This window comes from Streptomyces sp. NPDC054961, from assembly GCF_053609145.1.
On the sequence record NZ_JBSGWY010000017.1, the window covers coordinates 95,901 to 122,818 of the forward strand.

The following is a 26,918-nucleotide window of genomic DNA, read 5'->3' on the forward strand; positions in this document are numbered from 1 at the left end:
GGGAGGGTGTGCCGTGCGTGTTACCCGGGGAGGCCTGCCCACTCCTGCCCGGACCAATCCGTGTGTTCGGTTAACTACTCGTACGTAGTCGCACAGGTATCCCCAAGGCCCTGCCCGACATTCGCCGATGTTCCGTCAACTCCGTAACAACTACCGGATGTCCGTGGCCCGGGGCCCAACCCGCGGTGGAGCGGCGGTAGAGACGCCGTGGCCGGGGGGAGAGGGCGGCGCTAGCCTTCCGAGGGTGACGCTCGCGGTGCACCGCGTGGTGCGGCCGCTTCGATCCGGAATCCCCTGCGAAGGTGGAACGCGTGAAGGCTATCCGTCGATTCACCGTACGCCCCGTCCTCCCCGAGACCCTCTCCCCACTCGCCGAGCTCGCGCGAAATCTGCGCTGGTCATGGCACGGAGAGACCCGTGAACTCTTCCAATCCGTCGATCCCGAGGGCTGGCAGGCCGCCGGCGGGGATCCCGTCCGGCTGCTCGGCTCCGTGTCCGCCGCGCGGATCGCCGAGCTGGCGGGAGACCGGCGGTTCCTGCGCCGGCTCGCCGTCGCGGCCGCCGACCTCGATGACTACGTCCACGGCGGGAGGTGGTACCAGGGTCACGAGGCCGCCGCGGACCTGCCCGCCGGCATCGCCTACTTCTCGCCCGAGTTCGGGATCACCGCCGCCCTGCCCCAGTACTCCGGCGGGCTCGGAATCCTCGCCGGGGACCACCTCAAGGCCGCCAGCGATCTGGGTGTACCCCTGATCGGCGTCGGACTCCTCTACCGGCACGGCTACTTCCGGCAGTCCCTCTCCCGGGACGGCTGGCAGCAGGAGCACTATCCGGTCCTCGACCCCAACGAACTGCCCGTCGCCCTGGTGCGGGAGGAGGACGGGACACCGGCCCGGGTCTCCCTGAGCCTGCCCGGCGGCCGGGCCCTGCACGCACACGTCTGGCAGGCCCTTGTCGGGCGGGTGCCGCTGCTGCTGCTCGACTCCGACGTCGAGGACAACGACGCGGTCGCCCGCGAGGTGACCGACCGGCTCTACGGCGGCGGCAGCGACCACCGGCTCCTCCAGGAGATGCTGCTCGGGATCGGCGGGGTGCGGGCCGTCAGGGCCTACTGCCGGATCACCGGGCATCCCGATCCCGAGGTGTTCCACACCAACGAGGGACACGCGGGGTTCCTGGGACTCGAACGCATAAGGGAACTGGAGGGGCAGCAGGGACTCGGCTTCGACGCCGCGGTGGAAGCCGTGCGCGCCGGAACCGTCTTCACCACCCACACCCCCGTCCCCGCCGGCATCGACCGCTTCGACCGGGCCCTGGTCGCCCGCCACTTCGCGGACGGCGGGGAACTGGACGGCGTACCCGTCGACCGGATCCTCGAACTCGGCGCCGAGACCTATCCCGGTGGCGACCCCGGGGTGTTCAACATGGCGGTCATGGGGCTGCGCCTCGCCCAGCGGGCCAACGGCGTCTCCACCCTGCACGGCGCCGTCAGCCGGGAGATGTTCGCCGGGCTGTGGCCGGGATTCGACCCCGCCGACGTACCCATCACCTCGGTCACCAACGGAGTGCACGCACCGACCTGGGTGGCGCCGGAGGTCGTCCGGCTCGGCGCGCGGCAGATCGGCGCCGGACGGACCGAGGACGCGCTGTCCGTGGGCGGCTCGCCGCGCTGGGACGCCGTCGCCGACATCCCCGACCAGGACGTCTGGGACGTGCGCCGGGTCCTGCGCGAACAGCTGGTGCAGGAGGTGCGGGACCGGCTGCGCGCCTCGTGGCGCCAGCGCGGGGCCGCCGCCGCCGAGCTGGGCTGGGTGGACTCCGTCCTCGATCCCGACGTGCTGACGATCGGCTTCGCGCGGCGCGTCCCGTCGTACAAGCGGCTCACGCTGATGCTGCGCGACCCCGATCGGCTGCGCCGGCTCCTCCTGGACCCGGAACGGCCCGTGCAGATCGTGGTCGCGGGCAAGGCGCACCCGGCCGACGACGGCGGGAAGCGCCTCGTGCAGGAGCTGGTGCGCTTCGCGGACGACCCGCGCGTGCGCCACCGCATCGTGTTCCTGCCCGACTACGGCATGGCCATGGCTCAAAAGCTCTACCCGGGCTGCGACGTCTGGCTCAACAACCCGCTCCGCCCGCTGGAGGCGTGCGGGACGAGCGGGATGAAGGCGGCGCTCAACGGCTGCCTCAACCTGTCCGTCCTGGACGGCTGGTGGGACGAGTGGTTCGAGCCGGACTTCGGCTGGGCCATCCCGACCGCCGACGGTCTCGGTTCGGACGAGGACCGCCGCGACGACCTGGAGGCGGGCGCCCTCTACGACCTGATCGAGGGCCGGGTCGCGCCCCGGTTCTACGACCGGGCCGGGAGCGGCGGGCTCCCGGTGCGCTGGATCGAGATGGTCCGCCGCACCCTCGTCTCACTGGGGCCCAAGGTGCTGGCGGGGCGGATGGTGCGGGAGTACGTGGAGCGGCTCTACGCGCCGGCCGCACTCGCCCACCGCACCCTGACCCCGGATGCGGCGCGGGACCTCGCCTGGTGGAAGGGGCGGGTCCGGGCGGCCTGGCCGCAGCTCGCCGTCGAGCACGTCGAGGCGCTGGCCTCGGGTCCCGTGGGCGGCACCGCCGAACTCGGCGCCACGCTCACCCTGCGCGTGCAGGTCTCGCTCGACGCCCTCGCACCCGAGGACGTGGAGGTGCAGGCGGTCGCGGGACGGGTCGACGCGCAGGACGTGATCCAGGGCGCGCGGACCTTCCCGCTCAAGCCCGCCGGCGGGCCGGACCTGGAGGGCCGCTGGCTGTACGAGGGCCCGCTCGCCCTCGACCGTACGGGGCCCTTCGGATACACCGTACGGATCCTGCCGGCGCATCCGCTGCTGGCGACCCCGGCCGAACTGGGCCTGGTCGCCGGTCCGGTGGACACGGACGCGGGAGGCGGCGTGCTCCTGCGGTAGGTCCGGCAGCAGGGCCTGACGGCAGGGCCTCGAGAACGGGCCCGCCGGCCCGCGGGGGTTTCCCCGCGGGTCCGCGGGGCTCAGAGGACGGGCGGTGGGTCCACCAGCCGCCCGTCCTCCACCAGCATCCCGGCCCGTTTGACGCTGCGCAGGGCCGGGATCACCTCCACGTGGCCCACGCCGTCCACCGCGCCGATCCGCTCGGTCAGATAGGTGTAGAGCGCGTCGGTGTCCCGGCACGTCACCACCGCCATCAGGGAGGCCGCCCCGGTCACGGCCGCCGCGAACGCCACCTCGCGGTGGCTCGCCAGGGCGGCTCCCACCTGCGCCAGCCGGGCCGGCGGGACGGTCAGCACCAGCGTCGTCTCCGGCTCGTAGCCGAAGAGGGCGGGGACGAACTCCACGTCGAAGAAGACCGCCCCGAGATCGCGCAGCCGCTCCAGCCGGCGCCGGGCCGTGGACTCCGACAGGCCCGTCGCACGCGCCAGTTCCGGATGCCCGGCGCGGCCGTCGCGGCCCAGCACCGCGAGCAGCGCGAGCTCCGCCGCGTCCAGGACGTACGGCGCGTCCTGCTCGGGGCCGGGCGGCAGGGGAGGGCGCCGCAGGGCGGCGATCTGATCGGGGCGCAGCACGTCCGGGCCCGCCCAGGAGTCGGGACCCCCGAAGAACTTCCGCAGGATGGTGTGGGCGCTGATGCCCGTCACCCGGCGGGTGCGCGGCAGCTTCTCCAGGAGCAGGACGTCGCGGTCCTTGCGGGTACGGGACCGGGTCATGCAGTGGACCTCCGTGCCGCCCGAGTTCAGGGTCACCCACGCGATGTCCGGGCGGCGCGCGAGCGCCTCCGCCACCGGCAGCGCCGCGTCGGGGGCGCACTGCACCCGCAGCCAGGACTCGAACAGCCCGACACGGCTGCCCAGGGGCAGCCCCACCACCCGGACCAGGCCGCTCGTCCGCAGGCGCCGGTAGCGGCGCACGACGGTCTGGTCGGACACCTCCAGCACCTCGGCGAGCCGGCTGAAGGGGGCCCGGCCGTCGATCGCGAGGGCCTGGACCAGCTGCTGGTCCAGCGGATCCATCTCCGTGTCGTTCACGTTTTCCATCATCGCAGGCGCCCCGATGGTGGAAATCCGGCAGGAGCGGCCCGCTGGGTGGGGGATTCCGGGAGGTAACTGAGAGCTTGGGGCCACCGGGGATCCCCGCGCCCGCATCCCGCCCGCGCCCGCATACCGCCCCGCCCCCGCTTTCCCGCCCCGCCCCCGCTCCGCGCCCCCGCTCCGCGCTCCCGCGCTCCGCAATCCGAGGAGAACTCCCATGCGCAAATGGCTGCCGTTGACGGCCGTGTGCCTCGGAGCCTTCATGCTCCTGGTCGACGTCACGATCGTGACCGTCGCCCTGCCCGACATGGCGGCTGACATGCACACCGGCTTCGCCGGCCTCCAGTGGGTGATGGACGTCTACGCCCTCGCCCTGGCCGCCCTGCTGCTCGGAGCCGGATCGCTCGCCGACCGCATCGGCCGGCGTCGCGTCTACCTCGGCGGGCTCGGACTCTTCGCCGCCGCCTCGCTCGCCTGCGGCCTGGCGAGCGGCCCGGCCGCGCTGATCGCCTTCCGCGCCGTCCAGGGCATCGGCGGCGCCGCGATGTTCGCCACGACCATGGCCCTGCTCAGCTCCGCCTACCAGGGCCGCGACCGGGGCGTCGCCTTCGGCATCTGGGGCGCGGTCAACGGAGCGGCCGCCGCGGCCGGTCCGATCATCGGCGGAATGCTCACCGAGCAGTTCGGCTGGCGCTGGATCTTCTTCATCAACCTGCCGGTCTGCGCCCTCGCCGTGTACGTCACCCTCAAGGCCGTCACCGAGTCCCGCGACCCGCACGCCAAGGGCCTCGACCTGCCCGGCATGGCGGCCTTCACCACCGGCGCCGCGGCCGTCACCTACGCCCTCATCCGCGTCGGCGAGAACGGGTGGACCTCCGCCACCACCCTCGCCCTGTTCGCCCTGAGCGCGGCCGCCTTCGCCGCCTTCGTCCTCGTCGAACTGCGCAGCTCCCGCCCGATGCTGGACCTCTCGCTCTTCCGCAGCCCGACCTTCGTCGCCGTGATGACCGCCTCGCTGCTGATGTCCGGCGCCGCCTTCGGGTACCTGATGTACGTCTCCCTGTGGCTGCAGACCGCCGAGGGGATGGGGCCGGTCGGCGCCGGTCTGGCGCTGGTGCCGCTCAGCCTGGCCGGCTTCTTCGTGGCCGCCGCCTCCGGAAAGCTGATGCACGGGGCCTCCATCCGGATCACCGTCGGCGGCGGGCTGCTCCTCATCGGCGCGGGCGCGCTGCTCCAGGGCTGGATGCTCGACGCGGGGGACGGCTGGACGGCGCTCGTCCCCGGGCTGACCGTCACCGGCCTGGGCGTGGGCATGATCTCCCCGGCCCTGGCGGCCGCCGCGATGGGTGCCGTGCCCCCGGCCCGTGCGGGCATGGCCGGCGGCGCGCTGAACACGTTCCGGCAGCTGGGCATGGCCCTGGGCATCGCGGTGCTCGGCGCGGTCTTCCAGTCCGGGCTGGAAGACGGGCTCGAAGGCTCCGGGCAGCCGCACGGCACGGCCGGGGCGCTGGCCTCGGGTGGCGCGGGGAAGCTGCTGCACGCGGCCCCGGAGGCCGGGTCGTGGGTGGAGGCGGCCTTCGCGAGCGGGCTCAAGGACACCTTCTGGGTCTCGGGCGCGATGGGTCTGGCCGGCGCGGTGATCCTGGTGGCGCTGGTCCGCAAGCCCTCCGCCGCGGCCCCGGCCGGCCCCGTGGAGCCCGCGGTCCCGGCGGCCGTTCCGGCCCCGGCCGGGCCGGCCGGGGCGGCCGCGCGGGGGGCCGGACGCGGCGCCGTCTGAACCGTCCCGCCCGACCGCGGAGCCTCGTACGCCGCCCGGACGCCCCGGATCCCCCGCGGATCCGGGGCGTCCGGGCGTTCGGCGGCCCGGGGGGACCGTGAGGGTGAACCTTCGAACGCGCTTGTCTTGCCGAATCGTTTCGGCAAAACCGTCCGCTTCTACGCTGCCCGCGGATGCCCACCGGACCCGGTATCCCAGGAACCCGAGAAACGGACTCCCATGCGTCTTCGCACCACCGCCACCGCCCTCGTCGGCGCCCTCGCGCTCGTTCTGCCGACCGCCGGACTGTCGTACGCCGGCGACCACGACGACCGCGAGAACCTCGGCACGCTGCACTACCGGTACACCGACCGGGAGGGCGACCGCACGGGCGGGGAGATCCGCCCGTCCGACAACGACACCTGCTACCGGCTGACACACACCACCGAGAACCGCCCGGCCTTCGAGGTGAAGAACGAGACGGAATCCCTCGCGGTGCTCTACAGCGACGAGGACTGCGGCGGGTCGGCGGAGGCGGTGCTGGAGCCGGGCGAGCGGATCCAGGGCGTGGAGGCGGCCTCCGTCTACCTCAAGCCGGCCGAGGGGGACGGCCGTCACGAGGGCCGGCACGAGGGCCGGCACGACGAGCGGGACGACAACGACGGGCGTCACGACGGCCGCGGTGACCACGACGGCCGCGGCGAGCACGACGAGCGCGGCGACCACGACGAGCGCGGCGACCACGACGGCCGCGGCGAGCACGACGCCCGCTCCGACGAGGCGAACGACGAGGACCGCGCCGGCGGCCGCGCGGCCGTCTCGCCGGGCCAGGGCAAGTCGCGCGACTTCTTCGACTCCCTCTTCCGCTCCATCGGCTGATCCAGGACCGGCCGCTGACAGGCCCGGCCCCCTCGGGGGCCGGGCCCTCCGCGTGCGGGCTCCCGAAGGACCCGGCCCCGTCCGGCTTGCTCAGCCCGCGGCCGGCGCGGGCCCCGGCCACCGCCTCCGGGGAGGCCTGGCCGCCGGCGAGCCGGAACGGCAGCCCCAGCGCCGCCATTATGGCGAGATCCGGGTCGTCGCGCGGCCCGTAGACCGGCTCGCCTGCCTCGTCCAGCTTCATCGGACCGCGGGGCGGGGCGCTGTGGCCGCCCGCCCGGCTCGTCTCGATCACGAAGCCGTCGGGGCGGGTGGCCTCGTCCCGGGCCAGGTAGGCGGCGAGCACCGGGAGCGAGACGACGGCCAGCACGCGGGGGCGGCGCAGCGGGCCGGGCAGGTGCCCGGCGAGCAGCTCACGAGGGTCGAAGGGACGGTCCAGGGGAGTCTCCTGGCCCTCCACGTCGATCGTGCTCAGGCAGCGTTCGTAGCGCGCCAGCCGCGAGGCGAGGTCAGGGATCCGGCCGGGGACTCCCGCGCCCACGGGCACGTGGTCGACGCCTGCCAGGATCGCGCCGGACACCGCGGGGGCCGTGGCGAGCTGGATCTCTTCCAGGTAGTTGATGCCGATGACACCTTCATGTCCCTCCTTGGCGAGCCAGACCTCGGCGAAGTCGCCGAGGACGGTGAGGACTTCGGCCTGCGCCCCGCCCGTGGCCCGCAGCCGCGGGGTGGCGCGCATCGGGACGCCGTCGTCGAGGCCGTCCGCGCGGAAGTAGAGGTCGAGAGCGGACCGGGCGAGCTCCGGGAGCGGGAAGGCGGCCAGGGCCCGGCGGGCGTGGCCGCCGGGGTCGCCGGTCTGCAGTACGCGGGCCAGTACGACGTCCAGTGCGGTGCCGGAGACCACGCCCAGCCCGCCCTCGCCCGAGCCGGCCCTGGCCGGCAACGGCCCCGAAGGTCCCGGCCGTGGGGGAGGTGGACCCCCTCGGCCGGGGGCCAAGGGGACGGACGCCGACGAACGCCGACGGATGCGAACGGACGCTGGTGGACGCCGGTGGTCGCCCATGGAACAGGGCCGCCCGGGGAGGTTTCCTCCCGGGCGGCCCCGTGATCTAGCGGTTCAGCTGTGGCTCATCCGTTCCCGGTGGGGATCAGAAGGTGAGCTTCCAGCTGTCGATCTTGCCGGTGTCGAGGGACGCGAGGTCCGCGACGCGCAGCTTCCAGACGCCGTTGGCGACCTCCGAGGAGGCGTTCACGGTGAAGCTCTGGATGATGTTGTCCGCGCTGCCGCCGGTGCGGTTGCGCAGGTTGTAGACGGTGCCGTCGGGGGCGACGAGGTCGACCTTCAGGTCACCGACGTAGGTGTGGAGGATGTTGACGTCCACCTTGAGGGTGCTCGGCGCGTTGCCGGAGCGGGCCACGGTGATCGGCGACTCGACGGTGGCGTTGTCGTTGATCGTGTAGTCCGCGGTGTTCTCGAAGACGTTCTGCTGCGAGGTGCCGACCGTCCAGGTGAAGGACGTCGTCCCGGTCTTGCTCGCGGAGTCGGTCACCGTGACGGTCACGTTGGACGTGCCCGCGGTGGTGGCCGTACCCGAGATCAGGCCGGTCGAGGAGTTGATCGACAGGCCGGCCGGAAGGCCGGTCGCCGCGTAGCTCAGCGCACCCGGGTTGGTGCTGGTGGCCTGGACCTGCAGGTTCACCGCGGTGTTGACCTGGGTGGTCTGGTTCGGGACCGCGGTCACCGAGACACCGCTGGGCGCGGGGCGCGATCCGACGGCGATGGCCGCCCACGCGTGGGCCACGTTGTTGTACGTCGCGGAGCCGGCGCCGTACAGGTCGGCCGCCGCCTGCAGGGTCGCCGTACGGGCGGCCGCGTAGTTGGTGTTCGACTTGAAGTAGCCGACCGTCAGGGCGCGGAACCAGATCTTCGAGGCGGCGTCGCGGCCGATCGCGGTGACCGGGAGGCCGTCGGACGTGGGCGAGTTGTAGCTCACGCCGTTGATGACCTTGGCGCCCGAGCCCTCGGAGGCCAGGTAGTACCAGTGGTTGGCCGGGCCCGAGGAGTAGTGGACGTCGATGCCGCCGAGGCCCGAGTACCACGCGTCCTTGGAGCCGCCGTCCTTGCTCGGCTTGTCCATGTAGCGCAGCGGGGTGCCGTCGCCGTTGATGTCGATCTTCTCGCCGACGAGGTAGTCGCCCACGTCGTTGGGGTTGTTGGCGTTGAACTCGACGGCCGCCGCCATGATGTCGGAGGTCGCCTCGTTCAGGCCGCCGGGCTCACCCGAGTAGGTCATGTTGCCGGTGACCGAGGTCAGACCGTGGGTCATCTCGTGCGCGGCCACGTCGATCGAGGTCAGCGGGTGCGTGTTGCTGATGCCGTCGCCGTAGGTCATGCAGAAGCAGGAGTCGTCCCAGAACGCGTTGACGTACGCGTTGCCGTAGTGGACCCGGCTGTACGGGGCCACGCCGTCGTTGCGCAGGCCGTTGCGGCCGTGCACGTTCTTGTAGTAGTCCCACGTCAGCTGGGCGCCGTAGTGCGCGTCGGCGCCGGCGGTCGCCCGGTTCGAGGCTGCGCCGTTGCCCCAGGTGTCGCTGGTGCTGCTGAAGAGGGTGCCGGTGCCGCTGCCCGAGCCCCCGTTGAGGTCGTAGGTCTTGTGGCTGCCGCGCCCGGCGTCGGTCAGCGTGAAGTTGCTGCCCGACTGCGAGGTGCCGAGGGTGACCTGACCGCTGTACATCGTGTTGCCGATGCCGGTCTCGATCGCCTGCCACTCGGTGATCTTCTCGCCGGTCTTGGCGTTGGTGACCACGTGGAGTTCGCTCGGGGTGCCGTCGTGCTGGAGGCCGCCGACGACGGTCTCGAAGGCGAGGACCGGAGCGCCGTCGGCGGCCCAGATCACCTTGCGGGCGCTCTTGGAGGCCGTGGCGTCCTTGGCACCCGCCGCGTTGGCGGACTTGAGCGCGGTGCCCTCGGCCGAGGCCGGGGTGACGGCGGCGGTGGTGTCCGCGACCTTCACGTCCGCGTTCGTGGCCTTGGTGACGCTCTTGGTGACGCCGTCCTTGGCATGGATCGTCAGGTCACCGCCGAGCACCGGTATGCCGTCGTAGGTGCGCTCGTAGGTGGTGTGGGTGGTGCCGTCCGCGTCCTTGACCACGTCGCGGACGACGAGCTTCTCGGTGCCGGCGAGGCCCAGGGCCTTGGCCGCCTGCACGGTGGTGGAGTTCGCCTCGGCGAGGAGCGTCGCACGCTCCGAAGCGCTGAGTGCGCGGTTGGCCGCGCCCGGGTTGGCCTGGGCGACCGAAGCAGCCTGCGACGTGGTGACGTCGGCGGTGGCGGTACCGGTCTGGATGCCTACGGCGAGGAGAGCGGCCGCGGCAACAAGCGCGCCGGCCGTGGTGGCACGCCGCTGGGGGGTGGGACTCAACGCAGACTCCTTCTGCAAGGGGGGGTTCCGGATGGCTGGGTGGGCCTCCGGGCAGATCAGGGCTGGTGCGAAGAACGGTCGAAGAGTGCCACTTGGCGGGCGCAATGTCAGGGCCGCGTCAAAAGGTTGGCTGGAAACAGTTCGTTGTCCGAAGAGACGTATCCGGTATGCGGAGCATTCACTTTCGTGTGGGAGAGAAGCGCTCAATATCCGGAATGTGCGATACCGGTCGCTAACGCTTGGGCAACAAGCCGCCGGGTTCACGGAAACGGCGATAACCGTACGGGTGTTTGTCGTACTGTTTCCCGGTGCGTCAGTCATCCACTGCTTGGGGAAGCCGCGGACGGACGGCCACCGTCATAGACCACGTGCCAGGGGGGCCCATGAGGCATGTCCATATACCTGTGCAAAGAGTGGCCAGGAGGGCGCTCGCGTCCGCTGCGCCGGTCCGGGGGCTGGGCGACAAGGCACGCTGGTACCTCCCGGCCGCGGTCACCGCGGACCTCATCGGTGCGGGCGTGCCGGTCGGCCTGGTCTTCGAGGCCGCGCACCAGGACCGGCCCGGATACTGCGCCCTCGGCGCGGCCCTGGCCTGGACCGGCGTGCAGCTGCTGCGCCGGCGCTACGCGGGCCGCGCGCTCGGCGAATCCCGGGGAGTTCTGCCCGTCGTGCACGACTGGCTCATTCTCATCGGCGTCCTCGCGGTGGCCCGCGTGGTCACCGGTGAGGACACCCCCCGGCTGTCCGCCCTCGGCGCCCTGCTGCCGGCTCTGCTCATCACCGTCGCCTGCCACAAACTGACCTACCGCCACCTCTCCGGCGCCCGGCGCGAGGCCCAGGCCGTGAGCCGGGTCCTGGTGATCGGCGAGCCCGATGCCGCCGAGTCCGTCATCGGACACCTGGCCGCGCGCACCGACCACCCGTACGTGGTCGTCGGCGTGGTCCCGGTCGGCCCCGGAGAGCTGGACAGCGGGATGCCCGTCGCCGGGCGGCTCGGATCCGCCATGACGCCGACCCCGAACGGGGACTCCACCGCCGTGCTCGGCGCCGTCGCCACCCACCGTGCCGACCTGGTGCTCGTGGCCCCGGGGGCGCGGCTCGCGGGGGACCGGCTGCGGCGGATCGCCTGGGCCCTGCACGACGCGGGGCTGGAACTGGCCGTCTTCCCCGGCCTGGTGGAAGTCTCCGTCAAGCGGCTGGAGACCCTGTCCGCGGGCGGCCTGACCGTGCTGCGCGTGGCGCCGCCGGTGAGCCGGGGCGCGCAGACCCTGCTGAAGTCGGTACTGGACCGGGTGGCCGCGGCGGTCGGACTGGTGCTGCTGTCGCCGGCGTTCATCGGCACGGTCCTGGCGATCCGGCTCGGCTCGCGCGGTCCGGCCTTCTACCGGCAGATGCGCATCGGCCGGGACGGGGTCCCGTTCGTCATGTGGAAGTTCCGCACGATGGTCGTGGACGCCCACGCGATGAAGGCCGAGCTGTCCGGAGCCAACGAGAACGACGGCCTGATGTTCAAGATGCGCCGCGACCCCCGGGTGACCCGGGTCGGCCGGCTGCTGCGGCGCACCTCGATGGACGAACTGCCGCAGCTGATCAACGTGGTGGCCGGTGACATGTCCCTGGTCGGTCCGCGTCCCCCGCTGCCGGAGGAGGTGGCGAAGTACGACGAGGTCGAGCTGCGCCGGCTCACGGTGCGGCCCGGCATGACCGGGCTGTGGCAGATCAGCGGCCGGTCCGACCTGTCATGGGACGAAACGATCCAGCTGGACCTGCAGTACGTCGACAACTGGTCCTTCACCAGTGACGTCGACGTCATGGGCCGCACGCTCCGCGCCGTGGTGGACGGACGCGGAGCGTACTGAGAGCCGAAGCGTTGAGATCAGCCCTGTCCGTTGCCCTGCCCGCTGTCCTGCCGGCTGCTCTGCCCGCCGCTCTGCCCGAGCCACCACGCGTAAGTGGCGGCGATGCCGTCGCGCAGCTCGATCGCGGGCTTCCAGCCCAGCGAACGCAGCCGGGTCACGTCCAGCAGCTTGCGGGGGGTGCCGTCGGGCTTGGAGGTGTCCCACGCGAGCCGGCCCCGGAAGCCGGTCACTTCGGCGACCGTCTCGGCGAGCGCCTTGATGGTGAGGTCCTCGCCGCAGCCGATGTTGACCGGCTCCGCGCCGTCGTACTCGCGCAGCAGCACCGCGCAGGCGGCGGCCAGGTCGTCGACGTGCAGGAACTCCCGGCGGGGCGTGCCCGATCCCCACAGGGTGACCTCGTCCCGGCCCTCGGCCGCGGCCTCGTGGAAGCGGCGGATGAGGGCGGGCAGGACGTGCGAGGACTCCAGGTCGAAGTTGTCGCCCGGACCGTAGAGGTTCGTCGGCATGGCCGAGATGTACGAGGCCCCGTACTGCTTGCGGTACGACTGGACCTGGACGATGCCGGCGATCTTCGCCAGGGCGTACGCCTCGTTCGTGGGCTCCAGCGGGCCGGTCAGCAGGGAGTCCTCGCTGATGGGCTGCGGCGCGAGCTTGGGGTAGATGCAGGAGGAGCCGAGGAACAGCAGCCGGCCCACCTGCGCCTCGTGGGCGCCGGCGACGACACTGAGCTGGATCTTGAGGTTGTCCTCGAGGAACTGCACCGGGAACGTGCTGTTGGCCATGATCCCGCCGACCTTGGCGGCGGCCAGGACGACGGCGTCGGGCCGGACGTCCCGCAGGTACGCCGCGGTCGCGGCGGCGTCGCGCAGATCGAGGTCGGCGCGGCCGCGGGTGAGCACCTCGTAGCCGTCGGCCGTGAGCCGGCGGACGACGGCGGACCCCACGAGGCCGCGGTGGCCGGCGACGAAGACACGGGCGTTCGGGGGCAGGAGCGGCGAACTTGTCATACCGCCGATGATGCCAGTCCGCTCGCCGCGGGTTCACGGGGGAGGTGCGTCCCCGGTCCGCCCGTCACCGGTCCGTCCGCCGTCGCGGCCGCGCCCCGTCGCGGACGGGGTCCGGACGCCCGCCGGGCAGGGTTTCCGGGTGGTTTGACCCCGGGTGGGGCTTGCGCCCCCGTAAGGCGGCGGGTGGGGCCGAATCCGGTGGAAAGCACTCCTGATGCGGCGTGTACGGTACCCATCCAGCCCCCTGGGGCCGGGCCCGGCGGGTCCGCCCGCACGAGACTCGTGCAGCACCGCAAGCACCACCAGGCGCCGCAGCCTCACTCCAACAAGACCGCAACGATCCCCAGGGGGACCCCATGGGCAAGACCGCGCTGATCACCGGCGTCACCGGGCAGGACGGCTCGTACCTCGCAGAGCTCCTGCTCTCCAAGGGCTACACGGTGCACGGGCTCGTGCGGCGCTCCTCCAGTTTCAACACGGAGCGGATCGACCACATCTACCAGGACCCGCAGACGGCGAACCGTTCGTTCGTCCTGCACCACGCCGACCTCTCCGACGGCGTCGCCCTGGTGAACCTGCTCCGCGAGATACGCCCCGACGAGGTCTACAACCTCGGCGCCCAGTCGCACGTCCGCGTCTCCTTCGACGCGCCCCTGTACACCGGTGACGTGACCGGCCTCGGCGCGCTGCGCCTGCTGGAGGCGATCCGGGCCAGTGGCGTGGACACCCGCATCTACCAGGCCTCGTCCTCCGAGATGTACGGCGCGACCCCGCCGCCGCAGAACGAGGGCACCCCGTTCCACCCGCGCAGCCCGTACGGGGCCGCGAAGGTGTTCGCGTACTGGACGACGGTGAACTACCGCGAGGCGTACGGCATGTTCGCCGTCAACGGGATCCTCTTCAACCACGAGTCCCCGCGCCGCGGCGAGACGTTCGTGACCCGCAAGATCACCCGCGCGGTCGCCCGGATCAAGGCGGGCCTGCAGGAGAAGCTCTACCTCGGCAACCTCGACGCGGTCCGCGACTGGGGCTACGCCCCGGAGTACGTGGACGCCATGTGGCGGATGCTGCAGCAGGACGAGGCCACCGACTACGTCGTGGCCACCGGCGTCGCCGCCACCGTCCGGGAGTTCGTCGAGGCCTCCTTCGCCCACGCCGGTCTCGACTGGAACGAGCACGTGCGCTACGACCCCAAGTACGAGCGCCCGAGCGAGGTCGACGCCCTGATCGGCGACGCTTCCAAGGCCCATGAGCTGCTTGGCTGGAAGCCGACGGTCATGGTGGCCGAGTTGGCCAAGATCATGGTGGACGCGGATGTCCGTCAGGTTGAGGACCAACTGGCAGGCGTGAGCGTCCGCATCGACCGCTGAGGCTTATATTTCGCCTACGATTTGCCGTGTCCCGGTCATTCGCGCAGCTCCATGCGGGTGCGGCCGGGTCAAACCTGCCATATGTCCGAAGTGCGTCCTCCGTGCGGAACCTTGTTCATTCCAAGTTGGTATGCAATGGGTCAAGTGTGGTGACCGGGCCCTCGCAGGAGCCCTAGTCTGCGCCAGTACATATGGCTGTTCGGATAGTTCCAGCCATTCAAACCGGGCAATTGCCCTGGGGGGCTCATGCGTAGATCCAGAGGGCTGACTGCTGCCCTCGTCCTGTCACTGGCCGGTGCCGGCACCGGCCTGGGCCTGGTGCTGATGCCCGAGGCCTCGGCCATCACCCAGCCGGTGGCCTTCACCGCCGACGAACTGCCCACCTGGCAGCCCAACGGCATCGTCTTCGCGATGGACCAGGCCAACGGTACGGTTTTCGCCGGTGGCACCTTCTCGGCGGTCCGCCCGCCGGACGGCGCGGCAGGCGCCGAGCAGGAAGCCGTGAACTTCGTCGCGCTCGACGCGGCGACCGGCGCCCCAAGTTCCTGCAAGCTCTCCTTCACCGTCGGCGACGGCAGCGCGACCGTGCGCGCCCTGACCGTCTCGAAGGACAAGAAGACCCTGTACGCGGCCGGGTACTTCGGTGCCGTCAACGGCACCCCGGTCTCCAGCGTCGCGGCCGTCGACATCGAGACCTGCACCCCCAAGGCCTCGTTCCACCCGGCCTTCCCGGCCACCGTGCGCGCGCTCGCCGTCACCGACGACACCCTGTACGCGGCCGGCGACTTCAGCACCGTCGAGGGCCAGACCCGCGAGCGGTTCGCCGCGGTCGACGCCACCTCCGGTGCGCTCAAGCCCTTCGTCGCCAACGCCGACGAGCCCGGCCGCGCCATCGAGCTCAGCAACGACGGCCAGAACGTCCTGCTGGGCGGTGACTTCTTCACGGTCAACGGCAAGAACAGCCACGCGCTGGCCGTCGTGAACGCCTCCACCGGCGCCGTCACCAAGACGTACGGCAACATCCCCTCGAACTCCGTCGTCAAGCACATCGCGGCGGACTCGACCGGCTATTACACCGGCAACGAGGGCTCGGGCGGCGGCGTCTTCGACGGCCGCATCGGCCTCTCCACCGAGTTCAACGAGAAGTGGCGCGACCGCTGCCTCGGTGCGACGCAGTTCGTCCTGCCGTACGAGGGAGTCCTCTACAGCTCCTCGCACGCGCACGACTGCTCCCTCGAGGGCCAGTTCCCCGACGGCAAGCGCAACTTCCTGCTGGCGCAGCTGACCGACCACGAAGGCGCCGCCCCCGCGCCGGTGGACGGCTTCGTGCGCAGCCCGCGCAAGCTCGGCTGGCACCCCACCGCCAACGACGGCATCGGCGAGGGCATCGGCCCGCGCGTCATGGCCATCGCGGAGAAGAGCGACACCAAGTACATGTGGGTCGGCGGTGAGTTCACCCTCATCAACGGCAAGGCCCAGCAGGCCCTGACCCGCTTCGCCTCCACCGGTGACGTCGGCGCCCCGACCACCCCGGTCTCCAGCGTCTCCAGCGTCAAGCCGGGCGAGGTCCAGGTCCGCTGGCGCACCAGCTACGACCAGGACGACAGCAAGCTGACCTACCGCGTCTACCGCAACGGTTCGGCCACCCCGGTCGCCACCCTGAGCGCGGAGTCCCTGGAATGGCAGCGCCGCCAGGCCTCCTGGACCGACACCACGGTCAAGGCCGGCCTGTCCTACAGCTACCGCGTGACCGCGACCGACGCGGCCGGCAACACCAGCGCCCTGTCGGCCAGCACCTCGGTGACGGTCCCGAACGCGGTCAACGCGTACCCGAACCAGGTCCGCGCGGACGGCGCCGAGCTGTTCTGGCGCTACGACGACACCGTCAGCCCGTACGTCGCCGACTCCTCGGAGAACGGCAACACCAGCGGCATCCAGCTCAACGCCCCGGCGCTGCGCCAGAGCCCGGGTGCCGTCACCGGCACCAGCACGGCCATGGGCTTCAACGGGACCAGCCAGCAGGTGTACAGCGACCACCGCCAGACGGTCGGCAGCTCGTACACGCTGGAGACCTGGTTCAAGACGAGCAGCACCCGCGGCGGCAAGCTGATCGGCTTCGGCAACAACACCGAGCGCAGCAGCAGCCTGTACGACAAGACCGTCTACATGACCAACAGCGGTCGCCTGTTCTTCGGATCGGGCCCCAGCAGCGGCTGGAAGACCCTCTCCACCGGTCTGCTCGACACGTTCAACGACAACAAGTGGCACCACGTCGTCGCGACGCAGGGCCCCGCCGGCATGGCGCTCTACGTCGACGGCCAGTCCAAGGGCACCAACAACACCACGGGCTCCCAGCAGTACGAGGGCTTCTGGCACGTGGGCGGTGACAATCTCGGTGGCTGGAGCTCCAAGCCGTCGAGCAACTTCTTCGCCGGCCAGATCGACGAGACGGCCGTCTACCCGAAGGTCCTGACGCCGGCCCAGGTGAAGAACCACTTCGACCTGGCCACGGCGCCCACCGACACGGTCTCCACGGTCTCCGCGACCGAGGACACCTACATCAACCAGGGCGCCCCCAGCACGGCCTACGGCACGTCCACCTCGCTCGCGGTGCGCGGCACCTCGGCCTACGAGACGTACCTGCGCTTCGACATCCCGGCGGCTCCGGCCAACCAGGTGCTGAAGTCGGCCTCGCTCCAGTTCAAGACCTCGACGGCGGCGGGCGCCGGTTCGGCCGACACCATCTCCGTGGTCCCGGTCACCGGTACCTGGAGCGGTGCGGGCACGACCTTCAAGACCAAGCCCACCCTCGGCACCAACCCGCTCGGCTCCATCTCGGGCGTGCCGGACGGCTCGGCCGTCCAGAGCGTCCAGCTGGACACGGCCGCGGTCTCCGCGGTCCTGGGCACCAACTACAGCCTGGGCCTGACCAGTGCGGGTACCGACCCGCTGTGGATCTGGTCCTCGGAGGCGACGGCCGCGGACGCGAGCCCGCAGCTCGTCCTCACCTTCGGCGCGAAGTAACCGCTTGAGGGCCTGCGGGGCCCGGCCCGGCCCCCCCCCCCCGGGGGGGCGGGGGCCCCCCACCCCCCTCAAAAATTAGGGTGGCCCCCGGAGTGGACCACCCCCCCACCCGGGGGGGGGCGTGGGCCCCCCGCGCCCCCCCCCCCCCCCCAGCCCGCCCCCCCCCCCCCCCCCCCGCGCGGGGGGGGGGGGGGGGCGCGCCCGCGCGCCCCCCCCCCCCCGCCCCCCCCCGGGGCCCCGCACACCCATCTCATACGTACGGGAGCCACCTGATGTACCGACGCTCCGCAGCGGCTGCTGTCCTGCTGGCCGCCGCCCTGACGCTGACCGCCTGCAGTTCGGGCGGGGACGACAAGGCCGACGCGCCGGCCGCGTCGCCCAAGCCGCCGGCCGCGTCGCCGGCCGCCGACCCGGCGGACGCCTCGGCGCCGCCCTCGACGGACGCGAAGCCGACGGGCCCCGTCCTGCCGGAAGCGAAGCTCACCCCCAAGACGGGCAGCTTCACCGCGACGGAGAAGAAGTACCTGTCCGGGCGCGTCCCGGAGAAGATGGATCCGGCGGCCGTCCTCCAGAGCGGCCAGGAGTCCTGCCAGCGGGTGGAGCGCACCGCGAAGCACGACAAGGACGCGGCGGTCGGCTCCCTCGTGGCCGGGGAGATCCCGGGCGCGAAGGACGCGATCACCTACCTGTGCCCCGAGCAGAAGCCGATCCTCGCGGCGGCCGAGAAGGGCTTCCCCGACGGCACGAAGGAGTCCCCGGCGGCGGGCACCTACCGCGCGCTGACCCAGGGCACCTCGTGCACCTGGGAAGCCAAGGGCAAGGACGGCACCGTCCTGGCCTCGGGCCCGGAGACCCAGCCGAAGGCGGGCGACAAGATCACCGCCGTCGTCCCCGCGTCCACGGCCCAGTTCGTCTCGAACGGCTGCTACGCGTGGGTGCCGGCGTAGAGCCGCACCCGACGAGAACGCCCCCGCCGCCCAGTACTTGGGCGGCGGGGGCGTTTTCGTTCCGGGAACGAGGGCAGGCGAGGATCCACACGGCGGGGTTCTCCCCGGCCACGACTGCGGAGGCGAATTCGATGAGGGGCATCAGCGGTTGCATAGGCCTGATCGTGGTGGGGGCCATCCTCACCTTCGCGTCCGACTGGAAGATGCAGAGCGTGAACCTCGACCTGGTCGGCGTGATCATGATGGTGGCGGGCGCCATCGGCCTCGCGGTCTACGCGAGCGTCCTCAAGCGCCGCCGCGTCGGGGCCCTCCCGGTGGTGGACGAAACCCGTCGCGGCCTCTGACCCGGCCACCGGCCCCCCGCCCTCAACCCCGGCGCAGGGCGCCCTCGTAGACCGGCAGCAGCGCGTCCAGGACCGCGTCCATCGAGAAGGAGGACGCGGCGAGGGCGCGGGCGGCCTTCGACGACGCGGCGTTCTCGGACGGGTCCAGGAGGGACAGGACCGCCTCCGCGACGCCCGACGGCCCGGGGGTGACCGCGCGGCCCGCGCCGGCCGCGGCGATGTCGCGGGCCAGGCCGTTGGAGTGGGTGACCACCGGAGGGACGCCCACCGACAGGGCTTCGAGGACCGACATAGGGAACGGCTCGTCCACCGAGGGCAGTACGTAGACGTGGGCGCGGCGCAGCTCCGTGAGGACCTCGGAGCCGGACAGGGCGCCCGGGACCGTGAAGCGGGGGCCGAGGCCCAGCTCGGCGATGCGGGCGCGGACCGCCGCGAGTTCGCCCTCGTCCGGGCCGGCCACCACGAACTCCGCGTCCGGGTGCACCGCCAGCACGGCCGGGGCCGCGTCCACGAAGTCCACCGGGCGCTTGCGGGCCTGCAGGCGGGCCGAGTAGAGGATCCGCGGCGGCCCGGACGGGGCGGGGCGCTCCTCCTGGGCCGGGGTGCCGTTCACCAGCCGCACCGACCGGGGCAGGGAGCCTCCGACGACCGCGTCGAGGCCCTCCCGCTCGTGCGGGGTCAGGTGGAGCACCGCGTCGGCGCCGCGCAGCAGGCGGCGTACCGCCACCGCGTCCAGCACCTTGGCCAGGAGCTTCTCGCTCGGGTCGACCATGCCGTGGGTCTGCAGGACGAGGGGTTTGCGGGCCCGCAGCGCCGCCAGGGCCACGGGCAGGGTGACCAGGTCCCGTGCCAGGTGGACGTGGACCAGGTCCGCGTCCCGCACCAGGCGGCCCGCCGAGGCGAGCAGGGCCGGCGAGGTCATCCCGCTGAAGCCGAGGGGGAGCAGGCGGCGGGCCGGGAAGAGCCTGGCCGGTACGCCCTCCACGGAGTCCGGCCACGGGTCGAACCCCTCGCCCAGCGCCAGCAGTCCCGCCTCGTGGCCGCGTGCGCGCAGCCCCTTCGCGAGGTTCAGCGCGACCCGCACCGGCCCGCCGAAGGCGTGCGTGGGGGAGTGCAGCGTGACGGCGTGCAGGACTCTCACTTCGGCTCCTCGACGGGGCGGCGCAGCCCGTCCTGGGTCTGCAGGGTCAGCGCGGGAAGGTCCTTGTGGACCACGGAGCCCGCGCCCGCCACCGCGCACCGGCCGATCGTGACGCCCGCCAGCACGGTGGCCCGTGCGGCCACCCACGCGCCGTCCTCGACGGAGATCGGCGCGTTGCGGTAGCGGAAGTCGGCGGCCCGGTGGTCGTGGGAGCCGGTGCACAGCAGGGCCTCCTGGGAGAGGCACACGTGCGAACCGATCGTGACCGGCTCCAGGTTCAGCAGCCAGGCGCCCTCGCCTATCCACGTGTGGTCGCCCACGGTCAGCTTCCAGGGCCACAGCACCCGCACCCTGTGGCGGATCAGCACCCCCTCGCCGATCCGCGCCCCGAAGGCGCGCAGCAGCCGGACCCGGAGCCGGGCCGGGCAGAACCAGCTCATGAACAGCGTGTTCATCACGGCGAACCAGAGCGCCTGCGTCAGCAGCCCGCGCCCCTTGTCGTAACCGGACAGCGTGAAGGAAGGAAGATCACGCACAGCAGCCCCCCGTCGTCCGCCGCATCGTCCGCCCCATAGCCCGCTCCATCGTCCGGTCCCCGGGCGCCTCCCCGGGCGCCGACCGCTCAGACTAGACTGCGCCCGGATCAGGCACAGGGGGTGGGGGCAAGGGTGGCAACCGACATGCGCGAGACCGTCGTCCGCCCCAACGGGCCCGCGGTCCCGCCCCATCCCGACGAAGAGAAGAGCTGGGGCAAGGTCACCACTCCCCGGACCCTGCTCTCCCGGGCGCTCTCCGTCCCGCTGGCCCTCGGATTCACCGTCTTCCTGCCCCTGTTCGTCGCCGTCCAGCACGGTGCGGGACAGCGTGACACGGCCTTCTGGCTCCAGCTCGTGCTCACCATGTACGCGGGCGCCCGCCTGTCCGCCATGGTCCTGACCAGCCGTCGCAAGCTGCTCCAGGGCTCCTTCTGGCTCTTCGTCTACATGGCCATGGGCGTGGCCCCCCTCGCCCAGGCCGTCCTCGGCCAGGTCCCGACCCCCGTCGTCGGCCCGCGCTCGGACCTCACGGCCGCCATCGGCCTGGTGCTGCTCGGCTGCGCCGCCTTCGACGTGGGCGTGCTGCTGGCCCGCCACCGGCCGGCCGGCCGCGCGGGCGGCTCGCAGAAGGAGCCGCGCCCGGTCATGGCGCACCGGCGGCGGCTCCAGCTGCTGACCGTCCTGTCGTTCCTGGGGAGCGCGGCGTTCGTCATGAAGCTGGGCGGCCCGGCGGTCTTCTTCTCCAGCCGCCAGGAGATCATCGCGGGCATCCAGGAGGCGGGCGTCTCCCAGGACGGCCAGGCCGGCCAGGCGCTGCTGCGCGGCTTCGGCACCGTCCCGGCGCTGCTGTCCCTGCTGCTGTACACGCGCTGGCTGATCACGTCCAAGTTCGCCCGCCGCAAGGTGTCGATCATCGTCACCTGGTCGGCGCTGGCGGCCTTGAACCTGGTGGTCAACAACCCGATCTCGAACCCGCGCTACTGGTTCCTCACCGTCATGTTCTCGCTGCTCTTCACGGTCTTCCCGGTGAGCGCGGCGATGTACCGGGTGGCGCTGTCCATGGCCGTGGTGATCGCCCTGCTCGTCTTCCCGTTCGCGGACCGCTTCCGCTACGACGAGAAGAACTACAAGCCCGTCGAGACGACCTCGTTCCTGGAGCCGATGGCGCTCAAGGACTACGACCAGATCGGCATGTTCGCGAACACCATCACCTACTCGAACTCCGGCCCCGGCCATTTCTACGGGCGCCAGCTCGCGGGGTCCGTCTTCTTCGCGGTGCCGCGCACGATGTGGCCCGGCAAGCCCCGCGACACCGGCGTGATGGTCGGACAGTGGATGGGCACGGTCAACACCAACCTCTCCTCCCCGATCTGGGCGGAGCTGTGGCTCGACTTCGGGCCGCTGGGCATGGGCGCGGGACTGCTCGGCATGGGGTACGCCTCCGCCCGCGTGGACCGCCGCTACGCGAAGCGGGCGACCCGGCGTTCGCCACCCGGCAGCCTGATCTCCGTGGTGGTCCCGCTGGTCGCCGGATACTCCTTCATCCTGCTGCGCGGGCCGCTGCTCCAGGCCTCCGGGCGGGTGGCCATCGCCGCGATGTGCCTCGCGCTCGTGGCCACGTACCGGCAGGACAAGGACGCCAGGCTGCGCTGACGCGCGCGGTCCCGGGGCGTCCCGGTACGGCGTCCTGGGTGCCCGCGGAAGTGTAACGACTCACCTTTTGCATCGGATGCACCCTGTCGTTACCGTGGTGCCATGACCGTGACCGTGGGGCGCCGCGAGCGCAAGAAGGCCCAGACCCGCAAGGCGCTCGCCGATTCCGCGCTGCGCCTGTTCCTGGAGCGCGGGTACGACGGGGTCGGCGTCCGCGACGTGGCGGAGGCCGCCGACGTCTCCGTGACCACGCTGTTCAAGCACTTCCCGAGCAAGGAGGCGCTGGTCTTCGACGAGGACGCGGACAGCGGGGCCTCGCTCGTCGCGGCCGTACGCGACCGCGCGCCCGGCCGGTCCGTCCTGCGGGCCCTGTGCGCGCACCTCGTGGAGGAAGGGGCGGCCGGGCCGAGCGACGATCCGCAGGACCTCGCGCGGGTCACCCTGGTCCGGCGGACGCCGGAGCTCCAGGAGTACGGGGACCGGATGCGGCAGCGCCACGCGCGCGCGCTCGCCGCCGCCATCGAGGAGGCGGCGGGCGCCCCCGAGGGCGACCTGCGCTGCGCCGCGCTGGCCCGCTTCGCGCTGGACACGACGAGCCTGGTCCGCGGCCGGGCCGGTCAACGGCAGGCCATGGAGGACCTCTTCGCCCTGCTCGAGGAGGGCTTCGGAGCCACCCCTTAGAAGGCCGCCTCAGACGGCCGCCCCTCAGACGGCCGCCGGCTCCGAGGCCGTCCCTGAGGCCGCCGGCGCCGGCGTGTCCAGCCGGGCCACCCGCAGCCAGCCCGCCGCCGCCTTCGCGGCGGAACCGAGCGCCAGCCCCCACGCCGCCCCGGCCACGCCCCCCACGGCGTAGCCGCCGAGCAGGAGTCCGACCGACAGCAGCGAGAAGACGATCTGCAGCGAGAGCGTGGCCTTCGGGTTGAGCACCCGCAGGGTCAGCAGCGCGCACGTGCCCAGGCCCATGACCGCGTACTGCGCGCCGGTCGCGGGCAGCAGCGCGGCCGCCGCCGTCCAGCTGTCGCCGAGCAGCTCGCGGCCCAGCCGGTCGGGCAGCGCGTACAGAACGGCCCCCCAGACGGCGCCGGTCACCGCGAGGGCCGCGCCCATCAGGGCGGTCAGCCGGACCACGCCCCGCTTGCCGCGGGCCCGGCCGACGACGGGCGGGCCGAAGGCGTTCGCGGAGTTGAACAGCACGTTCAGCGGCCCGAAGAGGGTGGTGGCGCCGCGCAGCGCGCCGACGGCCAGCGGGGTCGCGAAGACGCCGAGGCCCAGCACGGCCAGCTGGCTGGAGCCGTTGCCCACCGCGAACTCGACGACGAACCGCTGCCCCAGGTGCCCGCGGCGCAGGTACGGCCGCAGGTCCCGGAGGAGTCCGGCGGCGGACGCCCCGCGCACCGACGGCCACAGCAGCCACAGGCCCAGCGCGAGCGCGGGCAGTGCCGAGACCCCCCACACCAGCACCAGCCGGGCCGCCGAGGCCCCTTCGGGCTGGAGCAGGAGCGCCGCCACGACGCACACGAGGCGCAGCGCGTCGGCGGCCAGCGCCCGCTGGGGCGCCCGCAGAGCCGAGAAGCAGTAGCGCAGCCCGTCCTGCAGCAGCACCAGGGGCAGGACGAGCCCCAGCGCGAGGAACGCCCGCCCCGGGGTCCCGGGCAGCAGCAGGCCCACGACGGCCAGTACGGCACCCACCGCGGCGGAGGCGGCCCCGGTGAACGCGAGGCCGGCCCGGCACGCGGAGCCGAGCGGCTCGCCCTCCTCGCCCTTCTGCAGGACCAGGCTCTGGCCGACGTAGGCCATGTTCAGTCCGAGGAGCACGGTGAAGGTCACGTAGACCATGGAGAAGTCGGCGAAGCCGGCCGCGGAGGAGAGCCGCGCGGCCAGCACCAGGACCAGGATGTTCGTCGCGCTGGACGCGGCCTGGTCCAGGACGGAGGCGACCGCGGCGAAGGCCCTGCGGCTCACCGCCGGCCCGTGCGCACCGTGCGCAGGGCGACCGTGTCGGTACCGTCTCCGGGGATGTGCTGCTCCGCGTCGGCGGCCGCCACCTCGTACGGGATCGGCTGCGGCTCGCGCGGCCGGGAGACGGGAGCGGCGGCCGGGGCCGCCGCGGGGGCGGGGGCGGAGCCCTTGCGGAACAGTCCGCCGCGCTTCTTCTCGCCGGGCAGCGGCGAGTGCAGGACGGCGCCGAGCACCGTGCCGCCGGCGCCGCTGATCAGCTCGCGGATGCGGGACAGGTCGGTGCGGTGCACCGCGCGCGGGTCGCAGACCACGAGGACCCCGTCGACGCGGTCCACGAGCGCGAGCGCGTCGGCGTACGAGAGCACGGGCGGCGCGAGCACCACGACCGTGGAGTTGGGGGAGTCGGCCTCGGAGATCAGCCGGGTGGCGCGCGAGGAGGTCAGCGCGCGGGGCACGTTGCGCACCCGCTCGCCCGGGATCAGGTCGAAGGAACCGGACTCCCCGGCGTCCACGACGAGCTGGCGCCCGTCGGGCCACTCGGTGTCCCCGTGCTGTCCGCCGCCCGGCGTCTGGCTCCAGCGCGGCCGGCCGCCCGCGTCCGTCGGCAGCTGGCTGGCCAGCACCGGGGTGCGCAGATCGGCCTCGATGAGCAGCACGTCCTTGCCGGTCTCCGCGAAGGAGGCGGCCAGGTTCACCGCGACGGCGGCGGCGGTCTCGCTGCTGCCGCGCGGGGCGATCACCAGGAGCCGGCGCCGGTCGGCGAACCGGGAGTCGTAGGCGAGCCGGAAGGCCACCGAGCGGAACGCCTCGGCGAGCCGGGGGTCCTCCTCGCCGGCCGCGAGCAGCGGACCGCCGTCGTCCTTGCCGCGGGGCAGGGAGCCCAGCACGGGAGCGCGCAGGGCGCGGGCGACGTCGCCCTCGGAGCGCGGCGCCGGATCGAAGACGAGCCGCACCCAGGCCGCGAGCAGGCCGAGCGCGAGGCCCACGGCCGCACCGAGCGCGAGCGACATGATGAGGCCGGGGCCGTCCGTCGAGTGCGGCGGAACGGCGGCGCTGGTGACCCGGCCCGGAGTCATGTCCAGGGCCTGGAGCTTGGCGATGTTGCTGTTGAGGGTGTTGACCTTGTTCTGCTGGTCGGTCTTGGAGGAGTACGCCGCGTCGCGCGCCGGGCCGGCCGGCATGGAGTTGATCTGCTTGACGAGGTCGTCGAGCTGCTTGGCCACCGGGTCGCGCTGTTCCTGGTAGCCCTTGACCATCTTGTCGCGGGTGACGTCGAGGGCCTCCTGCCGCTTGAGCAGGTATGCCTCGGTCATCGCGTTCGCTCGCTTGGCGGCCTCGGCGGGGGAGCTCGCGGTGTAGGTGAAGCGCAGCACCATCGACTGCGGCGGGTTGGTCACCTGCAGACCGCTGCGCAGGGCACTGAAGCCGGCGGCGGTGACGCCGAGCTTCTTCGCGGCCTCGTTGGCTATGGAGCTGGAGAGCGCGACCTGGCGCTCCGAGCCGATGTTGATCGCCTTGTCCGGGGCGAGGCTCGGGTTGAAGGGGTCGTCGGTGGGCGCGCGCAGCACGATGTCGGCGGTGGCCACGTAGGTGTCCGCCGTGGAGATGCCGAGGTAGACCCCGCCCAGCAGGCCGATGCCCACGCCCGCGGCGAGGAGCCGGCGGTAGCGCAGGAGCTGTTTGAACTGGTCCCGGAGGAGGTCGGGTTCGTCCTCGGCCGGAGCCGCTGCCGGTCGGTTGGTCTCGATCACGGCCGGGGACCCCCAAGTGCTTCGTCTATCAGTGCGTCGATGCGGGCCAGGCCCGCTTCACGGCTCAGATGGGCCGCCACGTGGCGGGGCCCGGCCGCACCCAGCGCGTCCGCGCCGACGGGGTCCTGCGCCAGGGCCCGTACGGCCTTGAGCAGGGCCTCGGGGTTCTCCGGCGGTACGAGCACCCCCGCGCCCGAGCGTTCCACCTCCTGGGCGGTACCCCCCAGCGCCGCGACGGAGGCGACGACGGGCCGGCCGGCCTGGAAGTAGGAGGTCAGCTTGGACGGCACGCTCATGTCCATGACGGCGGCGTGCTGCGTGACCGCGAGCACGTCCGCCGCGGCGAGGATATCGGGGAACTCCCCGTCGGCGGCAGGGGGGATGATGTCGAGATTCGGGACGTCCGCCGAGAGGTCGGCGAGGGCGGAGCGCTGACTGCCGTCGCCCATGAGGACGAAACGGACGCTCGGGTCCAGCCGGGCGGCGCCGACGAGGACCTCCAGCCCCTGCTTGAGCCCCATGTTCCCGGAGTGGAGCACGACCGTCTGGCCGGGCGCCCAGCCGAGGTGGTGGCGGGTCCGGCCGCGCGGCTTGGTGGGCAACGCCACATGCGACCAGTTGGGGACGAGCCGGATCTTCCCGGGGTCCACGCCCATGCCGACGACGCGGTCCACGAAGGTCTGGTGGATGACGCCGACGAGGGTGGCGCGCTTGAGGGCATACGCCTCCGCGCGGCCGGCCAGCGCGGCGGCCTTGTCGCCGCCGCTGATCCCGCTCTGCGCGGCGGCGGCGCCCATCAGGTCCTGGACCACCGGGACGTAGGGCACCTTCCAGCGCGCCGCGAGGCGGGCGGCCAGCAGGCCCCCGGCCAGGCTCGGCATCTGGGCGAGGACCGCGTCCGGCCTCGGCATCCGGGGCGGGGCCACGGCGCCGTGCAGCAGAATCGATCCTTCGAAAAGGGCCCGGCGCACGGCGGTCTGGCGCGGCGGCACGGTGTGCGCGCGCCGGTGCACGGTGACTCCCGCGCGCTGCTCCGTACGCCGGAGCGCCCCCTTGTACTCCGGCTCGACGGACCACGCCGGGTAGTGCGGCATGCCCGCCAGGACGTGCGTCTCGTGACCGAGATTCGCCCAGTGCTCCGCGATCTGGGTCGCGTACGGGCCGATTCCCGTGTGCTCGGGGGCGTAATTGGTGGAAACCAGCAGTAGGCGCCGGTGGCCGGATCTCGACA

At 72.7% G+C, this 26,918-nt stretch carries 18 protein-coding genes; 10 read left to right on the top strand and 8 right to left on the bottom strand.

Annotated elements, in window-relative coordinates:
- The first annotated feature begins 311 nt into the window (after positions 1-311).
- A complete protein-coding gene (gene glgP, locus ACWF9Z_RS17610; protein ID WP_453603064.1) occupies positions 312-2,948 on the top strand; it encodes an alpha-glucan family phosphorylase in 2,637 nt (878 codons plus the stop codon).
- Positions 2,949-3,028: 80 nt separating this feature from the next.
- On the opposite strand, the gene ACWF9Z_RS17615 is transcribed toward glgP, so the two are convergent.
- Positions 3,029-4,048 carry an Lrp/AsnC family transcriptional regulator gene (locus tag ACWF9Z_RS17615; protein ID WP_453603139.1) on the bottom strand — a complete coding sequence of 340 codons (1,020 nt, stop codon included), beginning with the start codon at positions 4,046-4,048 and terminating at the stop codon, positions 3,029-3,031.
- A gap of 211 nt (positions 4,049-4,259) precedes the next feature.
- On the opposite strand from ACWF9Z_RS17615, the gene ACWF9Z_RS17620 reads away from it, so the two are divergent.
- Together ACWF9Z_RS17620 and ACWF9Z_RS17625 are read left to right on the top strand one after the other, a co-directional pair.
- Positions 4,260-5,819: an MFS transporter gene (locus tag ACWF9Z_RS17620; RefSeq protein WP_453603065.1), complete on the top strand. Its 1,560-nt coding sequence runs from the start codon at positions 4,260-4,262 to the stop codon at positions 5,817-5,819.
- Positions 5,820-6,038: 219 nt separating this feature from the next.
- Entirely contained in the window at positions 6,039-6,677 is a 639-nt protein-coding gene (locus ACWF9Z_RS17625; protein WP_453603067.1) for a hypothetical protein, read from the top strand.
- A 1,145-nt stretch (positions 6,678-7,822) separates the two neighbouring features.
- Here the strand turns inward: ACWF9Z_RS17625 and ACWF9Z_RS17630 are convergent.
- On the bottom strand, positions 7,823-10,096 hold the full coding sequence (locus tag ACWF9Z_RS17630) for a M4 family metallopeptidase (RefSeq protein WP_453603069.1): 2,274 nt from the start codon (positions 10,094-10,096) through the stop codon (positions 7,823-7,825).
- Positions 10,097-10,479: 383 nt separating this feature from the next.
- Between ACWF9Z_RS17630 and ACWF9Z_RS17635 the strand changes: the two genes are divergently transcribed.
- A complete protein-coding gene (locus ACWF9Z_RS17635) occupies positions 10,480-11,955 on the top strand; it encodes a sugar transferase (RefSeq protein ID WP_453603071.1) in 1,476 nt (491 codons plus the stop codon).
- Between the two features lie 17 nt (positions 11,956-11,972).
- Here the strand turns inward: ACWF9Z_RS17635 and ACWF9Z_RS17640 are convergent, their stop codons facing one another.
- Positions 11,973-12,962, bottom strand: a complete 990-nt coding sequence (locus ACWF9Z_RS17640) for a GDP-L-fucose synthase family protein (protein WP_453603073.1) — start codon at positions 12,960-12,962, stop codon at positions 11,973-11,975.
- A 356-nt stretch (positions 12,963-13,318) separates the two neighbouring features.
- Between ACWF9Z_RS17640 and gmd the strand changes: the two genes are divergently transcribed.
- The 4 genes from gmd to ACWF9Z_RS17660 all read left to right on the top strand — a co-directional run bounded on the left by gmd (position 13,319) and on the right by ACWF9Z_RS17660 (position 18,647).
- A complete protein-coding gene (gene gmd, locus ACWF9Z_RS17645; RefSeq protein WP_453603074.1) occupies positions 13,319-14,332 on the top strand; it encodes a GDP-mannose 4,6-dehydratase in 1,014 nt (337 codons plus the stop codon).
- A gap of 246 nt (positions 14,333-14,578) precedes the next feature.
- Positions 14,579-17,356, top strand: coding sequence for a CBM96 family carbohydrate-binding protein (locus ACWF9Z_RS17650; RefSeq protein ID WP_453603076.1), 2,778 nt, complete (start codon positions 14,579-14,581; stop codon positions 17,354-17,356).
- Between the two features lie 272 nt (positions 17,357-17,628).
- Positions 17,629-18,303 carry a hypothetical protein gene (locus ACWF9Z_RS17655; RefSeq protein ID WP_453603078.1) on the top strand — a complete coding sequence of 225 codons (675 nt, stop codon included), beginning with the start codon at positions 17,629-17,631 and terminating at the stop codon, positions 18,301-18,303.
- A gap of 131 nt (positions 18,304-18,434) precedes the next feature.
- A complete protein-coding gene (locus ACWF9Z_RS17660; protein ID WP_356649275.1) occupies positions 18,435-18,647 on the top strand; it encodes a hypothetical protein in 213 nt (70 codons plus the stop codon).
- A 22-nt stretch (positions 18,648-18,669) separates the two neighbouring features.
- Here ACWF9Z_RS17660 and ACWF9Z_RS17665 read toward each other — a convergent pair whose 3' ends face one another.
- Positions 18,670-19,788 (bottom strand): glycosyltransferase, encoded by a 1,119-nt coding sequence (locus ACWF9Z_RS17665; protein ID WP_453603080.1) that lies wholly within the window; start codon positions 19,786-19,788, stop codon positions 18,670-18,672.
- Positions 19,785-20,324, bottom strand: coding sequence for a WcaF family extracellular polysaccharide biosynthesis acetyltransferase (locus ACWF9Z_RS17670; protein WP_453603082.1), 540 nt, complete (start codon positions 20,322-20,324; stop codon positions 19,785-19,787). Before ACWF9Z_RS17670 ends, ACWF9Z_RS17665 begins: the two co-directional genes overlap by 4 nt.
- A 144-nt stretch (positions 20,325-20,468) precedes the next feature.
- On the opposite strand from ACWF9Z_RS17670, the gene ACWF9Z_RS17675 reads away from it, so the two are divergent.
- Positions 20,469-21,977: a hypothetical protein gene (locus ACWF9Z_RS17675; protein ID WP_453603084.1), complete on the top strand. Its 1,509-nt coding sequence runs from the start codon at positions 20,469-20,471 to the stop codon at positions 21,975-21,977.
- Between the two features lie 102 nt (positions 21,978-22,079).
- Complete coding sequence (locus ACWF9Z_RS17680; protein WP_453603086.1) at positions 22,080-22,658, top strand: TetR/AcrR family transcriptional regulator; 579 nt, start codon at positions 22,080-22,082, stop codon at positions 22,656-22,658.
- Positions 22,659-22,682: 24 nt separating this feature from the next.
- Here ACWF9Z_RS17680 and ACWF9Z_RS17685 read toward each other — a convergent pair whose 3' ends face one another.
- Genes ACWF9Z_RS17685 through ACWF9Z_RS17695 form a run of 3 tightly spaced genes read right to left on the bottom strand, consistent with a single transcriptional unit; the run spans position 22,683 to position 26,889 of the window.
- Positions 22,683-23,939, bottom strand: coding sequence for a hypothetical protein (locus tag ACWF9Z_RS17685; RefSeq protein ID WP_453603088.1), 1,257 nt, complete (start codon positions 23,937-23,939; stop codon positions 22,683-22,685).
- Positions 23,936-25,687: a lipopolysaccharide biosynthesis protein gene (locus tag ACWF9Z_RS17690; RefSeq protein ID WP_453603090.1), complete on the bottom strand. Its 1,752-nt coding sequence runs from the start codon at positions 25,685-25,687 to the stop codon at positions 23,936-23,938. Before ACWF9Z_RS17690 ends, ACWF9Z_RS17685 begins: the two co-directional genes overlap by 4 nt.
- Positions 25,684-26,889 carry a glycosyltransferase family 4 protein gene (locus tag ACWF9Z_RS17695; RefSeq protein WP_453603141.1) on the bottom strand — a complete coding sequence of 402 codons (1,206 nt, stop codon included), beginning with the start codon at positions 26,887-26,889 and terminating at the stop codon, positions 25,684-25,686. The genes ACWF9Z_RS17690 and ACWF9Z_RS17695 overlap by 4 nt, the downstream gene beginning before the upstream one ends.
- Positions 26,890-26,918: the final 29 nt, after the last annotated feature.

Bases quoted from the DNA above. Each gene is read 5' to 3' on its own strand.
- ACWF9Z_RS17615 (WP_453603139.1), bottom strand. From the start codon at position 4,048: ATGGAAAACGTGAACGACACGGAGATGGATCCGCTGGACCAGCAGCTG.
- ACWF9Z_RS17620 (WP_453603065.1), top strand. From the start codon at position 4,260: ATGCGCAAATGGCTGCCGTTGACGGCCGTGTGCCTCGGAGCCTTCATG.
- ACWF9Z_RS17625 (WP_453603067.1), top strand. From the start codon at position 6,039: ATGCGTCTTCGCACCACCGCCACCGCCCTCGTCGGCGCCCTCGCGCTC.
- ACWF9Z_RS17635 (WP_453603071.1), top strand. From the start codon at position 10,480: ATGAGGCATGTCCATATACCTGTGCAAAGAGTGGCCAGGAGGGCGCTC.
- ACWF9Z_RS17640 (WP_453603073.1), bottom strand. From the start codon at position 12,962: ATGACAAGTTCGCCGCTCCTGCCCCCGAACGCCCGTGTCTTCGTCGCC.
- gmd (WP_453603074.1), top strand. From the start codon at position 13,319: ATGGGCAAGACCGCGCTGATCACCGGCGTCACCGGGCAGGACGGCTCG.
- ACWF9Z_RS17650 (WP_453603076.1), top strand. From the start codon at position 14,579: ATGCGTAGATCCAGAGGGCTGACTGCTGCCCTCGTCCTGTCACTGGCC.
- ACWF9Z_RS17655 (WP_453603078.1), top strand. From the start codon at position 17,629: ATGTACCGACGCTCCGCAGCGGCTGCTGTCCTGCTGGCCGCCGCCCTG.
- ACWF9Z_RS17660 (WP_356649275.1), top strand. From the start codon at position 18,435: ATGAGGGGCATCAGCGGTTGCATAGGCCTGATCGTGGTGGGGGCCATC.
- ACWF9Z_RS17675 (WP_453603084.1), top strand. From the start codon at position 20,469: ATGCGCGAGACCGTCGTCCGCCCCAACGGGCCCGCGGTCCCGCCCCAT.
- ACWF9Z_RS17680 (WP_453603086.1), top strand. From the start codon at position 22,080: ATGACCGTGACCGTGGGGCGCCGCGAGCGCAAGAAGGCCCAGACCCGC.